Below are 13,604 nucleotides of genomic sequence, written 5' to 3'. Positions count from 1 at the left end.
CCTTCGATTAATAACAAGCTGAAAACCTATTATTTTATTTATGACTTTTTTTTCAGTAATAATAACTTTATACAATAAAGAAAACTTTATAACCAACACATTATCTAGTGTACTTAATCAAAGCTTTACAAACTTTGAAGTTATTATTATCAATGACGGCTCCACTGATTCAAGTGAAGAAAAAGTAATTGAGTTTAAGGACTCTCGAATTAGTTATTTTTACACTGAAAATAGAGGCGTTTCCCATGCCAGAAATTTGGGTATCAAAAAAGCAAAATCCAATTATATTGCTTTTATTGATGGGGATGATTACTGGTATCCTAATTTTTTGCTAGAAATGCATCGCACTATTGAATTATTCCCTGAACAAAACATTTTTTCAGCCGCTATTGAAATTGAAGTGTTTAACAAAACATTTCCAGCCAAATACTCATTAAAAAAAACTAGAGACCATGAAGTTGTTAACTACTTTAATGCTAGTCTCAACAAATCGATAATTTGGACTTCATGTGCAGTTTTTCATAAAAATGTTTTTGAAAATGTAGGTGTATTTGACCCTAATATAAAAATTTCTGAGGACACTGATTTATGGATTCGATTAGGACTTGTGTACCCCATTGTATTCAATTGGAAAATTCTTGCAAAATATATTTGTAATCCTAGTAGTACGTCCAGAAACTGGAATTATATTATGGAAGAAAGTACTTTTTGCAAATATAAAGAAGAAGAAAAAACCAATAAGCCATTAAAAAAATTTTTGGATTTAAATCGCTTTACAATGTCAATCAAATGTAAGTTAAATAGTGATTTAACAAATTACAAAGCATATTACAAGAAAATTGATTTCAAAAATTTATCTCCTAAAAGAATAATTTTACTTCATCTGCCAAAGACGATACTTAAATTATTAATTTCAATAAACAAGTATCAAGTCAAATTAGGACTTAGTAATTCTATTTTCAAATAAAAATTAAATTATTTTAATATTTCTTTCCATTTTTCAGTTATTGATTCTAAAGTCAAATGATTAACACTCAACGAAGCATTCTTTTTACATTTTTGATACAAGTCTTTATCTTCAATAAAAAGATTCATCGCTTTTGCTAATTCGTCTTCACTGTTATTCTCTACTAATAAACCGTTGATTTTATTTGAAATAATTTCTTTAGGTCCAGATTTACAATCCACCGAAATCACAGGCGTTCCAATGGCTAACGATTCTACTATTACTCTTGGAAATCCTTCATATTTACTTGTTAAGACCGTAAAAATTGCTTTTTTTACATAGGGAAACGGATTAGATAATTTATTAACAAATTTTATTCTATCGGATAGATTTAACGTTTTAACCTTTTGAATCAATTTTTCTAAATCTTTACCATCACCTAAAATTAATAAATCAATTTTATATGAAGACAATATTGATTTTGAATAAGCATCGATCAATAAAGAATAGTTTTTTACTTCATCATCAATTCTTCCATAAGCTAGAATGAAGTTCCCTTTTACTTTATATTCATTTGAATGACTTAGAATTAATTCTTTATCAAATGGATTATATATTGATCTTACATTTTGATACCCATATTTTTCAATAATAGCCTCTTTTATTTCATTTGAAACTCCAATTATACTCGGAGCTTCTCTGTATATTATTTTGGCAATAAAACTAATTTGAGGAAAATAATTACTAATATTAAAGCTACGAACAACATAAATTACCTTTTTAGGATTGTAAATGTATCTAGAAATAATAAACTCTGTAAATGATGAATTTCTTGGTCTATTATCAATTATCCAATCAAAATTATTTTCTTTTAAATAAGACCTCAATACTAGCAACCTTTGTAATCTTCCAAATAAAGTATCGTTCTTTTTTTTCAGAATTCCTAAATTCAACAACTCTCCTTTATATTCAAATTCTACTCCATCTAAAACCGTTACAATATGTACGTCAAACCCCAAATTTGAAAGTAAAACAGATAACAAGCCTCCACTCCTCTCTGCTCCACCATTTGCCAGTGACTGAAGAACAATTAGAATTTTCATTTTATTTTTTTTTATTTCAATTAGAATATAAATATATTTATCAAATATAACAATTAACCATGAGGATACTACTTTTAAGTGAATATAGTCGTTTGCATAACTCCTTGAAAGAAGGATTAGAAAAACTAGGACATTATGTTGTTATATTAGGTTTTAAAGATGGTTTCAAAGACTATTCTACTGATTATCCAATACATAGGAAATGGGACAAGGGTATCAAAAAAAAAATAAAACTAGCAATTTATAAATTGACAGGGTTTGATTTGACATCATACGCAACCTATCAACAATTTAAAAAAAACAAAAATCAATTTATAGATTTTGACGTCGTACAATTAATCAATGAAAACAGCTTTTATTGTAATTATTATTACGAAAAAAAAATATTAGATTATCTTTTTAAATATAATCAAAAAAAATTTCTACTATGCTGTGGAACCGACTATTGGACTGTAAAACATTCCTTTGAACATCCCACAATGAAATCAGTAGTTCAACCTTACCTTGAGGGCAAAATTGCTGACAAAGATTTTCTAAATGTTCTAAAATTTAGGACCACTGAATTTAAAAAACTTCATGAATTAATTTTCTTCAACTGTAATGGCGTAATCGCCTCAGATTTTGATTATCACATCCCAATGGAACACCATCCAAAATATTTGGGGTTAATTCCTAATCCAATAAACACTGACAAAATTCAAGTTATAAATCAATTTGAATTGCATCCCATTGTAATTTTTCACGGCATCAATCAAGGAAACTATTACAAAAAAGGAAATGATTATTTTGAAAAAGCATTAACGATAATCCAACAAAAATATGCTGATAAAGTAGAAATAATTACCACCAGAGACATTCCGTATAGGGAGTATATTTCAAAATATAATAAAGCCCATATTTTATTAGATCAAGTGTATGCCCACGATCAAGGGTATAATGCACTTGAAGCGATGGCCAAAGGAAAAGTCGTTTTTACAGGTGCTGAAACCGAGTTTTTATCTCATTATAACTTAAAAGAAGATGAAGTGTGTATCAATGCTATACCAGATGTAAAAGTTCTAGTTGATAAAATCTCCTTTTTAATAGAAAATCCTAATGAAATTTTTAGGATAAGTAAGAACGCTCGAAAATTCATAGAAAAAGAACACCATTACATAAAAATAGCCAAGCAATATTTATCTACCTGGAAAGCTAGCAAATAATTTTCATTCTCCTAAATTACCCAACTTTATATAGGAAAGAAAATCATCAAAATCCCTAATATAATCTTCTTCTTCGAATGTTTCTGAAGCTACAACCAAGCAAACGGAACCAGCAGAAAAGTTTTTCAATTCTCTCCATATACCTTGGTTTATTAACAACCCCACATTGGGCTTGTTTAAAGTAATCGTCTCTTCACTAGTAGCATCATTTACAATTACATCAAAACTACCACTTAATGCAATCAAAAATTCTTTTAAATTTTTATGCGCATGCCCTCCTCTTTCAGCTCCTGAAGGCACATCATATAGGTAATAAACACGTTGAATCGAGAATGGAATATTATCCTTTTCAATCACTGATAAGTTCCCTCGAGGGTCTTCAATCTTTGGAATACTAATTAGTTCTATATCCATAAACTCAAAATCAATTTTATTTTTTAAGTTTTATTTTTTTCAAAAGATGTACAAATAAAGCTTAAAATAATAATAGCTATTACAATTATACTACTAAAATTTCTTTAACACAAATCTTAACCCTTTGCAAATACTCTAAGTACCTATTAAATCCCACTATTTTTTTTCCGGTACATGACCGTACTGTTAATCTTCTGTTAAACAAAAATTAAACAACTGTTTAATTTAAACAGTTGTTTAATTTTGTTTTTTATTAAAAACGAACAGTATGCGTTTTGACACCGAATTCAACGACAAACAAATTGAAATTTTATTAGTTGCAGAATCCCTTTTTGCCGAAAATGGTTTTGAAGGCACTTCTATTCGGACTATTGCTAAGGAAGCTAAAATCAATATCGCAATGGTTTCGTACTATTTTGGTTCAAAAGAAAAACTCTTAGAAGCTTTGGTATTTTACCGAACCAAAGAATTACAATTTGAAATAGCCAACCTTTTCCTAGAGAATGTAAATCCAATTGAAAAAATTGAAAAATTAGTTGCCTTATATATCAATAAAATAAACTACAACAAAGGAATTTATCGAATTATCCATTTTGAAATTGCAAAAGAAAAGAGCAACCTCAAAATGCAGGTTCTGGATGAACTTAGAAATAAAAACTTAAAAGTACTCACGGCCATAATCAAAGAGGGACAAGAAAAAGGTGTTTTCCGTAAAGACATCATTATTCCGTTAATTTCTCCCACGATTTTAGGAACCTTTTTTCATTTTCACATGAACAAACCTTATTTCCAAAATTTATTGGATTTACCTTCTGAAGAAGCTTTTGACACTTTCATTAAAACCCAACTTACGCAACACATTCAACAAATAATAAAAGCATTACTTATCCATGAAAATTAATTCATTCACCTTATTAGGAATTATTATGATTTGGGTTTCATCACTCGAAGCTCAAACAAAAACGAGTTTAAAACTCGAAGAAGCTATTCATATTGCATGGAATAAAAGTAACGAGGCGTCACTAGCCGACACCAAAGTGACCACGAAGGCCTTGGAATTGCAATCTATGAAAAACCACGCCTATCCAGATCTAAAGGCATCAGGGCAATACCAACGACTAACGAATGCCAAAATTGATTTGAAAACTACGAACAGCACTGCATCAAACTCAGAGCCTACACCAGCAGTTAATCAATTGTTGTTAGGCCAAATTAACACTTCAATGCCTATTTTTAATGGCTTTAAGTTAAAAAATAACATTAAAGCTTCTGAACATCTTTTTAAAGCAGAACAAGCAAGTGCTTTGCAATCAAAAGAGGTAATAGCCATGAAAGTCATCACATTTTATGCTCGTTTGTACAAAGCACAAAAAACAGTGGACCTCATCACAGAAAACATTAAAAGTGCTCAACAACGCGTAGCAGACTTTATTCAACTTGAAAAAAACGGACTAATCCCTCGTAATGATTTACTTAAATCACAATTACAAGTTTCCAAACTACAATTATCACTCGATAGTGCCACTAGTGATTTAAACACCGTTAATTATGAATTAACACAATTTCTAAAATTAGACCCCCAAACCATTTTGGAGGTAAAAGAACAAGATTTTGCAAATTTTGAAATGAAAGGTATTCCCTTAGGTGATCAAATAGCCTTAAAGAACAGAAAAGATTTAGAAGCCCTACAATTAGCTGAAAAAGCTAGTTTAGACCAAATAAAAGTTGCACAAAGTAATTATTATCCTTCCTTATCCCTTGTAGGTGGTTATACTATTTTGGATTTAAAAAATGTGGTCACCGTGCAAAATGCTATGAATATAGGGGTAGGTCTTTCCTATGATTTAAGTGGTATTTTAAAAAATGGTACTGCGGTAAAACTAGCGAAAAGCAAAGCAAACGAATTAAAAGAAAATGAAAACCTCTTAACGGATTATATCAAAATCCAAGTAAAACGTGCTTCAGAAGAATATGAACTTTCTCAAAAACAAGAACACGTTTACAAAGAAGCCGTTAACCAAGCTACAGAAAATTATAGAATCATTAAAGACAAATACGATAATGGCCTAGCGGACACCAATGATTTGCTAGAAGCAGATGTCGAACAATTGGCTTCCAAAATTAACCAAGCGCTTTCTAGAGCCAATAGTATTCAAAAATACTATGCATTATTATCTGTTTCCGGGCAACTAAACCAAACTTTCAATCTTTCAAAAATATAATCAAAATGGAAAAGAAATCAACTAATAAAAAATTCACTATAATCATCGGAGCACTTGTAGTTCTAGGTATTACCTATGGTACAATTAAATACCTGCACGCTCTTTCACACGAAGAAACAGATGATGCACAAATTGAAAAAAACATGACTCCCATCATTCCTAGAGTTTCAGGCTACATTAGCAAAGTGTACATCAAGGATAATGATTTTGTGAAAAAAGGAGATACCCTATTTACCATTGACCCTAAGGAGTACCAGCTAAAAATAGAAGAGGCAATTGCTAACTTAGCCAGTGCCGAAGGAAATTTTGAAGTTTCAAAAGCAGATATAGGGAGTGTATTGGCTAGTATATCCGTTTCAGACGCTAACGTTAAATCGGCTTTTGGAAACATCCAAAATGCTAAAATAAAGTTAGGCTTAGCAACAAATGATTTTAATCGTTATAATAATTTGTACCAAAATCATTCCATTACAAAACAACAATATGAGCAAGCTTTAGCAGCAAAACAAGAAGCCGAAAACCAAGTTAGCATTTTAGAACAACAACAAAAAGCGAGTGCTTATCAAAAAACCGCTACACAAGCCAAATCTAAAGTGTCAGATAAACAAACAGATGTGGCTGCTGCCAATATCAAACGTGCTAAAGCTCAATTAGAATCGGCTCGATTGAATAAGTCTTATACTGTCATTACAGCTGCTATTGATGGGCAAGTTTCAAAAATTGATCTTCAACCCGGACAATTAGTACAACCTGGACAATCGCTCTTTTATATTATCAATAATAATGAAGCTTGGGTTATTGCAAATTTTAAAGAAACTCAATTAAACAAAATGCTTACAGGACAAAAAGTAACCCTTAAAGTGGATGCCTATCCTGATTATGATTTTAATGGAACCGTAACTTCATTTTCACCTGCTACAGGTTCTCGTTTCTCCATTTTGCCTCCGGATAATGCAACAGGTAATTTTGTAAAAACAATTCAAAGATTACCAGTAAAAATTAGTATCGACAAAAGCAATGATGCCGAAAAAGTAAAACTATTACGTCCTGGAATGAATGTAGAAGTTGACGTACATATAAAATAAAACCTTATCCTCAAAAAAATGAAACAAGGTCAAGACGATTTAGTAGAATATGGATTTAGACGAGTAATCATCACGATAACTGCCGTTCTTTGTGCCTTATTAGAAATTGTAGATACAACCATTGTAAACGTAGCACTTACCAATATGCGTGGAAGTTTAGGCGCTACATTAAACGATGTGGCTTGGGTCATTACCGCATACGCTATTGCGAATGTTATCATCATCCCGATGACCAGTTGGTTATCCCAACAATTTGGCCGTCTCAATTATTTTGCCGTCTCAATTGTAATTTTCACTATCGCCTCTTTTTTATGCGGAAATGCTACTAATATTTGGGAACTCGTTGTATTTAGATTTATCCAAGGACTTGGTGGTGGAGCACTTTTAGTTACAGCTCAAACCATTATTACCGAAAGTTATCCTGTAGCTAAAAGAGGTATGGCACAAGCAATTTATGGTATGGGCGTTATCGTAGGACCTACTTTAGGCCCTCCTTTAGGTGGTTATTTAGTAGATCATTTTTCATGGCCTTATATCTTTTATATCAATATACCATTAGGAATTATAGCGACCATATTGACCTTAAGTTTTGTTCGAAGTCCAAAATACGGTGAAAAATTAAAATCAAATCAAGTAGATTGGATTGGGATTATTCTCTTAGCATCGTTCATTGGCTCTTTACAATTTGTATTAGAACATGGACAACAAGACGATTGGTTTAATAATGGATGGATTATAACATTAAGTGTCGTCTCTGTATTTGGATTGCTATTGTTTATTTGGCGCCAATTAACCTACCCGTACCCTATTGTAAATCTTAGTGTTTTGAAAGATGGAAACTTACGCATAGGAACCATTATGTGTTTCATATTAGGTTTTGGATTGTATGGCTCTACTTTAATTATTCCTATTTACACTCAATCTGTTTTAGGGTGGACAGCGACTGAGGCTGGAATGTTACTCATACCCGGCTCTATAACTACCGCTTTTATGATGCCTATTATTGGTAAACTCATCCAAAAAGGTATCCCTCAAGGCTATATGGTAGCAGTAGGTTTTTTAATTTTCTTTTTCTTTACCTTGCTAATGTACAACAAGATGACACCTGATACTGGTGCCGAACATTTGTTTTGGCCATTGATATTAAGAGGTGTAGGCTTGGGGTTACTATTTGTTCCTATCACCACACTTTCCCTTTCTACCTTATCCGGAAAAGGAATTGGCGAAGGAGCTGCTTTTACAGGAATGATGAGACAATTAGGTGGTTCTTTTGGAATTGCCATCATTACCACTTTTATTACGCGTTTTAGCCAAGAACACCGCGTCAATTTGGTTTCACATTTAGACGGTAGTAAACTGGAAATCCAACAACGTTTACATCAATTGCAAAATGGGTTTATGGCAAAAGGATACAGTGCTAATGAAGCACTAAAAAAAGCCTATCAAGCATTAGATTTTTCCGTAATGAAACAAAGCACTGTTCTATCCTATATGGATGTATTTCTCTATCTAGGAATTTTATTTTTATGTTGTATTCCTATCATTTTATTAATAAAGCCTGGGAAAAGCAAAATCAATCCTGCGGATGCCATGCATTAAAAAAAACGGTCTAAGAGATTATTTACTACTTAGACCGTTTTTTATTTTTATCGTGTAAAAACCAACTGATTTCCCTTAGAAAGATTCCCATCAAACTGGTAGCCTTCGTAATCAAAACCTTTTAAATCTTCAATGGTTTCTGCATTCGTTTCGATAATATACCGAACCATCATTCCTCGTGCTTTTTTAGCAAAAAAACTAATCATTTTGAGCTTGCCATCTTTATAATCCTTAAACTCAGGTGTGATAACAGGCACTTTGAGTAATTTGGTATCAACAGCTGAAAAATATTCATTACTTGCTAAATTCACAAAAAGTTCTCCTTTGACGAGTTCTTTATTCAATGCTTTGGTAATAATTGGTTTCCAAAATTCATAAAGATTTTTACTTTCACCGATAGCTATCTTAGTTCCCATTTCTAAACGGTAAGCCTGAATTAAATCCAATGGTTTCAACAAACCGTACAAGCCCGATAAAATTCGCAATTTGTCTTGCAAATCATCCAATTTAGCAACTGGTATTGTATGAGCATCCAGTCCTGTATAGACATCTCCATCGAAAGTAAATACTGCTGGTCGAGCATTTTCAGGTGTAAAAGGTGTTTTCCAGTCCTGATTACGTTGCCAGTTTAAGTCGGCTAATTTTTGAGAAATACTCATCAAATCAGCTAAATCGCTTGGCTTTTTTGTTTTTAAAACTTTATGCACTTGACGAGATTCTTTTAAAAAAGAAGATTCAGAAAATGCTGTAGTGGGTAATTCTTTGTCAAAATTTAATGACTTGGCTGGAGAAATAACAATTTTCATATTTTGATTTTGTTGGTTCTAAATTATTAAAACCAAATTTTTATTATTAACTGCCCAAAAATACAAATTGATACTAAGAAAAAACGTTCCCTTGTATTGAAATCTACAATAACTTAATAAAAAATAGCAATACCATAGATTTATCTTATTTTTGAAAAAAAAAATAATCCTTTTGTATGAATAACAATGCTTTGACAGAGACTAAACCTGTTTCTATTTTTAATGCCGCAGTTATTGTAGCTGCTTTAGGCTATTTTGTTGACATTTATGATTTGCTGCTTTTTGGAATTGTACGCACAGACAGCCTTAAAGATTTAGGAATTGTAGGCGATGCCATCCGTAACCAAGGAGAGTTTCTCATTAGCATGCAAATGGCAGGAATGTTATTTGGTGGTATTTTATGGGGAATATTAGGAGATAAAAAAGGCCGAATTTCAGTCCTTTTTGGTTCGATATTAATTTATTCCGTTGCCAATATTGCTAATGGAATGGTAAATAGTGTACCCGCCTATGCTTTTTGGCGGTTAGTTGCTGGAATAGGTCTTGCGGGAGAATTGGGAGCTGGAATTACACTAGTAACCGAAAGTTTACCTAAAGAAAAAAGAGGATACGGAACCATGATTGTAGCCTCTATTGGGGTTTCAGGTGCAGTAGCTGCTTATTTAGTGTACCAAATTTTTCAAGACTGGCGTTTGTGTTATTATGCAGGGGGAATTTTAGGAATATTGCTTCTTTTTATGAGAATTAAAATCAATGAATCGGGGATTTTCAAAAAAGTTGCCGAAAGCGATGAAAAAAAAGGGGATTTTCTCTCCTTATTCTCCAATAAAAACCGTTTTTTAAAATACATTCAATGCATTCTGATAGGCATTCCCATCTGGTTTTTAGTAGGGGTTTTGATTACCTTTTCGCCTGAGTTTGCCAAAGCTCTTCACGTACAAGGTGCTGAAACCATTTCGGCAGGACAGGCCATCGCTTGGTGTTATACTGGTTTAGTTTTTGGCGATATCGGAAGTGGGATATTAAGCCAATGGTTCAAAAGCAGAAAAAAAATAACTTTCTTCTTTATTTTATTAAACCTAGCTATGGTATTCTTATACCTAAATTCCTTTGAAATATCAACGACACTTTTTTACTTTATCTGTTTGGCCATGGGTTTTTCTGTAGGGTATTGGGTGCTTTTTATTACCATCGCTGCAGAGCAATTTGGCACCAACATACGAGCGACTGTAACTACTACCGTACCTAATTTTGTTAGAGGTCTTTTGCCATTAATCATTCTAATATATACTTTTTTTAGGGATTATTTATTAGATGGAGATATTCTCTATGCAGGAATGCTAGTAGGAAGTTTGCTCTCTGGAATTGCATTGCTTGCCTTATGGAAATTAAAGGAAACTTTTCATACCGATTTGGATTTTATTGAGAAAAACAACTAAAAAACAACAACTGATTCTGCATCAAATTTTAAAATAAAACCATCATAAAACCAGAAACACCAATTTAAATTCAGAGAAAAAACGTTTTCGTTAGAAAATTTTATAGATTTCTAATCAAAACGTGTCAATAACCTTGAATTTAGTTATGGTATTAATGGCAAATTAGGTATTTTTGAAAAAATTAAAAAAAAAGATACTAACGCTATTAGAATACTTTCTAGAAATTAAACTCCTATGAGAAAAAGAATTAAAAAAATCTATCAATCAGACTTGTTTAAAGAATTTTTTGAAAATGAAAAATCGAGTGGTCTAGTTTTAATTGGCTGTACCCTAATTTCATTAATACTTGCCAATTCTTTATTTGGGGAACAATACCACCATACTTGGCTTACACCTATGGGTGGTCAAACTTTAGAATACTGGATTAATGATGGATTAATGACTATTTTCTTTTTACTCATTGGACTGGAGCTTGAAAGAGAAATTTATTTAGGTGAATTATCCAATATTAAAGATGCGCTACTGCCTATTTTTGCAGCATTAGGAGGAATGCTCGTTCCGGCAGGAATTTATTTGCTTCTCAATTCACATGACCTTACCCGCTCAGGTGCTGGTATTCCTATGGCTACGGATATTGCATTTGCCTTAGGTGTGCTTTCATTACTAGGTAACAGGGTTCCATTGTCACTCAAAGTTTTCTTGACAGCACTTGCCGTAATTGATGACTTAGGCGCTATTTTAGTGATTGCTGCTTTTTATACTAAAACCTTATATTGGACTAATTTACTTTCAGCCTTAGGGGTAATGTTGGTATTATTCATTATGAATAGAATGAAATATTACAAAATGCTTCCTTATTTAATAGGTGGAGTTATTATGTGGTACTTTATGCTAAACTCAGGTGTTCATGCTACGATAACTGGTGTTTTATTGGCTTTTGTAATTCCTTTTCAAAATGGAGAAAAAGAGTCTATTTCATACAAACTACAACATTATCTTCACAAACCTGTTGGTTTCTTTATTCTTCCTCTATTTGCTTTAGCCAACACTGCAATTGTACTGGGTTCAAATATTGGAGAAACTCTTGAACAACATTATAGTATTGGTATTGCTCTAGGTCTTGTTTTAGGAAAGCCTATTGGGATAACCCTATTTAGTTTTATAGCCGTTTCGTTTGGTCTTTGTAAACTGCCTGACGATTTGAATTGGAAAACAATCCTTTCAGTTGGTTTCTTAGGAGGAATTGGTTTTACCATGTCGATATTTATAACATTACTTGCTTTTGATGATCACGAAATCATCAATAATGCAAAATTCATCATTCTTCTTTCTTCATTAACTGCGGGTATCATTGGTTTCTTGACCCTTAAAAAAACACTAAAAAAAGGAAATCATAATGGAGAAGTTAATTAGTGATTTCCTAAGATTCATTAACCTAAATCAGGGAGAAGAAAACCGCACTAAAGTATTAGAAAACGTAAAATCTAATATTTCTTTTAGTGGTTCCAATTTATGGATTTTGGCTTGTGCAATTGTTGTAGCGTCAGTAGGTTTAAATGTCAATTCAACAGCGGTAATTATTGGAGCCATGCTTATTTCCCCATTGATGGGACCTATTGTAGGAGCTGGTTTTGGTTTAGGGATATATGATTTTAATTTATTAAAAAAATCATTAAAAAACTTATTGGTAGCAACGCTCGTAGGTTTAATTGTTTCTACTATTTATTTTTACATCAGTCCATTTAAGGACACACAACCTGAATTGCTATCTCGTACATCACCCAACATCTACGATATTATTATCGCATTTGCAGGAGGACTAGTAGGGGCAATCGCAATTACCCGTGTCGAGAAGGGCAATCCTATTCCTGGAGTAGCTATTGCAACAGCGCTGATGCCACCACTTTGTACAGCAGGCTATGGTTTAGCCGTAGGAAGTTATGTGTTCTTTTTTGGAGCCATATACCTATACACCATCAATTGTGTATTCATCTGTATAGCTACATTTTTTATTGTTAAATTTTTAAAATACCCCATTAAAAAGCAACTTACAGAGACTGATCAAACCAAAGTCAAATACATTATTACCACTTTGATAACGGTGCTTTTATTGCCAAGTATCTACTTTGCGTACCAACTTTTTGAAGAAAAAAAATACCAGCACGCTGTAGATATTTTCTTAGAAAATGAATTTTCAAGCAAAGGCATTGCTATTTTATATAAGAAGACAAAATTCAATCAAAACCCTAAAAAACTAGAATTAGGTTTTTTGACCAAAAAATTTAATGACAAAGAAATTAAAGTCTTAAATCAAAAATTAAAGTCTTACGAAATTGAAAACACCCAATTGCTTATCATGCAAGATACGACGGATTTAAAAAGTGATATCTTAAATGAAATAAAATACAACAAATCCGTTTTGAGTGAAAAAGATGTTACAATCCTAAATTTAAAAAAACAAATAGCCGACAATCGCTACAACAACAAAGCATTATTAGCTGAAATCAAAATACTATTTCCTAGCATTGACAATATCGCTATTGCCAATCATAGTTTTAATGAAGAAACAGATAGCTTAAAAGTGATTCCAGTACTCATTTACAGTAGTAAAAGCAAACTCGAAACTACGAGTGAGAAAAAACTAAAAATGTGGCTTCAAGAGCGTTTAGCAAAAAAAGAAATTCAAATTTATAGCCAAAATAACGAAGCAGTTACTAAAAAATAATTCTTCCAATCATAAAAAAATCCCCTCAAAAAACAATTGGTTGTTTTGAGGGGATTTCTTCTT

The 13,604-nt window shown here is 32.1% G+C and carries 12 protein-coding genes; 9 read left to right on the top strand and 3 right to left on the bottom strand.

Features of this window, described 5'->3' with window-relative positions; translation table 11 throughout:
* The first annotated feature begins 40 nt into the window (after positions 1–40).
* Entirely contained in the window at positions 41–967 is a 927-nt protein-coding gene (locus tag K5R64_RS16575; RefSeq protein ID WP_220765024.1) for a glycosyltransferase family A protein, read from the top strand.
* A gap of 8 nt (positions 968–975) precedes the next feature.
* Here K5R64_RS16575 and K5R64_RS16570 read toward each other — a convergent pair whose 3' ends face one another.
* Positions 976–2,049 carry a glycosyltransferase gene (locus K5R64_RS16570; protein WP_220765023.1) on the bottom strand — a complete coding sequence of 358 codons (1,074 nt, stop codon included), beginning with the start codon at positions 2,047–2,049 and terminating at the stop codon, positions 976–978.
* Positions 2,050–2,108: 59 nt separating this feature from the next.
* Between K5R64_RS16570 and K5R64_RS16565 the strand changes: the two genes are divergently transcribed.
* Positions 2,109–3,251: a glycosyltransferase gene (locus tag K5R64_RS16565; RefSeq protein ID WP_220765022.1), complete on the top strand. Its 1,143-nt coding sequence runs from the start codon at positions 2,109–2,111 to the stop codon at positions 3,249–3,251.
* A gap of 3 nt (positions 3,252–3,254) precedes the next feature.
* On the opposite strand, the gene K5R64_RS16560 is transcribed toward K5R64_RS16565, so the two are convergent.
* Positions 3,255–3,665 (bottom strand): FdtA/QdtA family cupin domain-containing protein, encoded by a 411-nt coding sequence (locus tag K5R64_RS16560; RefSeq protein WP_220765021.1) that lies wholly within the window; start codon positions 3,663–3,665, stop codon positions 3,255–3,257.
* 268 nt (positions 3,666–3,933) lie between these two features.
* Between K5R64_RS16560 and K5R64_RS16555 the strand changes: the two genes are divergently transcribed.
* From K5R64_RS16555 to K5R64_RS16540, 4 genes are read left to right on the top strand one after another with little or no spacing between them, the layout of a single operon-like run.
* The gene (locus K5R64_RS16555) at positions 3,934–4,566 is read left to right on the top strand and encodes a TetR/AcrR family transcriptional regulator (protein ID WP_220765020.1); all 633 of its coding nucleotides are present in this window, start codon (positions 3,934–3,936) and stop codon (positions 4,564–4,566) included.
* Positions 4,556–5,887: a TolC family protein gene (locus K5R64_RS16550; protein ID WP_220765019.1), complete on the top strand. Its 1,332-nt coding sequence runs from the start codon at positions 4,556–4,558 to the stop codon at positions 5,885–5,887. The genes K5R64_RS16555 and K5R64_RS16550 overlap by 11 nt, the downstream gene beginning before the upstream one ends.
* Positions 5,888–5,892: 5 nt before the next feature.
* Positions 5,893–6,972, top strand: coding sequence for an HlyD family secretion protein (locus tag K5R64_RS16545; protein ID WP_220765018.1), 1,080 nt, complete (start codon positions 5,893–5,895; stop codon positions 6,970–6,972).
* An 18-nt stretch (positions 6,973–6,990) separates the two neighbouring features.
* Positions 6,991–8,571 (top strand): MDR family MFS transporter, encoded by a 1,581-nt coding sequence (locus K5R64_RS16540; RefSeq protein WP_220765017.1) that lies wholly within the window; start codon positions 6,991–6,993, stop codon positions 8,569–8,571.
* Between the two features lie 47 nt (positions 8,572–8,618).
* On the opposite strand, the gene yaaA is transcribed toward K5R64_RS16540, so the two are convergent.
* Positions 8,619–9,377 (bottom strand): peroxide stress protein YaaA, encoded by a 759-nt coding sequence (gene yaaA, locus K5R64_RS16535; protein WP_220765015.1) that lies wholly within the window; start codon positions 9,375–9,377, stop codon positions 8,619–8,621.
* A 176-nt stretch (positions 9,378–9,553) separates the two neighbouring features.
* Between yaaA and K5R64_RS16530 the strand changes: the two genes are divergently transcribed.
* The 3 genes from K5R64_RS16530 to K5R64_RS16520 all read left to right on the top strand — a co-directional run bounded on the left by K5R64_RS16530 (position 9,554) and on the right by K5R64_RS16520 (position 13,541).
* A complete protein-coding gene (locus K5R64_RS16530) occupies positions 9,554–10,816 on the top strand; it encodes an MFS transporter (RefSeq protein ID WP_220765013.1) in 1,263 nt (420 codons plus the stop codon).
* A gap of 234 nt (positions 10,817–11,050) precedes the next feature.
* Positions 11,051–12,229 (top strand): Na+/H+ antiporter NhaA, encoded by a 1,179-nt coding sequence (gene nhaA / locus K5R64_RS16525; protein ID WP_255580409.1) that lies wholly within the window; start codon positions 11,051–11,053, stop codon positions 12,227–12,229.
* Positions 12,213–13,541 (top strand): TIGR00341 family protein, encoded by a 1,329-nt coding sequence (locus tag K5R64_RS16520; protein WP_220765012.1) that lies wholly within the window; start codon positions 12,213–12,215, stop codon positions 13,539–13,541. The genes nhaA and K5R64_RS16520 overlap by 17 nt, the downstream gene beginning before the upstream one ends.
* Positions 13,542–13,604 lie beyond the last annotated feature (63 nt).

The sequence above is a fragment of the Flavobacterium sp. UMI-01 genome (genome assembly GCF_019656315.1).
Classification (GTDB): Bacteria; Bacteroidota; Bacteroidia; order Flavobacteriales; family Flavobacteriaceae; genus Flavobacterium.
The sequence above is the reverse complement of the archived record's forward strand: the minus strand, read 5'-3'. Positions and strand labels throughout refer to the sequence as shown.

Bases quoted from the DNA above. Each gene is read 5' to 3' on its own strand.
- yaaA (WP_220765015.1), bottom strand. From the start codon at position 9,377: ATGAAAATTGTTATTTCTCCAGCCAAGTCATTAAATTTTGACAAAGAA.
- K5R64_RS16520 (WP_220765012.1), top strand. From the start codon at position 12,213: ATGGAGAAGTTAATTAGTGATTTCCTAAGATTCATTAACCTAAATCAG.
- nhaA (WP_255580409.1), top strand. From the start codon at position 11,051: ATGAGAAAAAGAATTAAAAAAATCTATCAATCAGACTTGTTTAAAGAA.
- K5R64_RS16570 (WP_220765023.1), bottom strand. From the start codon at position 2,049: ATGAAAATTCTAATTGTTCTTCAGTCACTGGCAAATGGTGGAGCAGAG.
- K5R64_RS16565 (WP_220765022.1), top strand. From the start codon at position 2,109: ATGAGGATACTACTTTTAAGTGAATATAGTCGTTTGCATAACTCCTTG.
- K5R64_RS16545 (WP_220765018.1), top strand. From the start codon at position 5,893: ATGGAAAAGAAATCAACTAATAAAAAATTCACTATAATCATCGGAGCA.
- K5R64_RS16555 (WP_220765020.1), top strand. From the start codon at position 3,934: ATGCGTTTTGACACCGAATTCAACGACAAACAAATTGAAATTTTATTA.
- K5R64_RS16530 (WP_220765013.1), top strand. From the start codon at position 9,554: ATGAATAACAATGCTTTGACAGAGACTAAACCTGTTTCTATTTTTAAT.
- K5R64_RS16575 (WP_220765024.1), top strand. From the start codon at position 41: ATGACTTTTTTTTCAGTAATAATAACTTTATACAATAAAGAAAACTTT.
- K5R64_RS16550 (WP_220765019.1), top strand. From the start codon at position 4,556: ATGAAAATTAATTCATTCACCTTATTAGGAATTATTATGATTTGGGTT.
- K5R64_RS16540 (WP_220765017.1), top strand. From the start codon at position 6,991: ATGAAACAAGGTCAAGACGATTTAGTAGAATATGGATTTAGACGAGTA.
- K5R64_RS16560 (WP_220765021.1), bottom strand. From the start codon at position 3,665: ATGGATATAGAACTAATTAGTATTCCAAAGATTGAAGACCCTCGAGGG.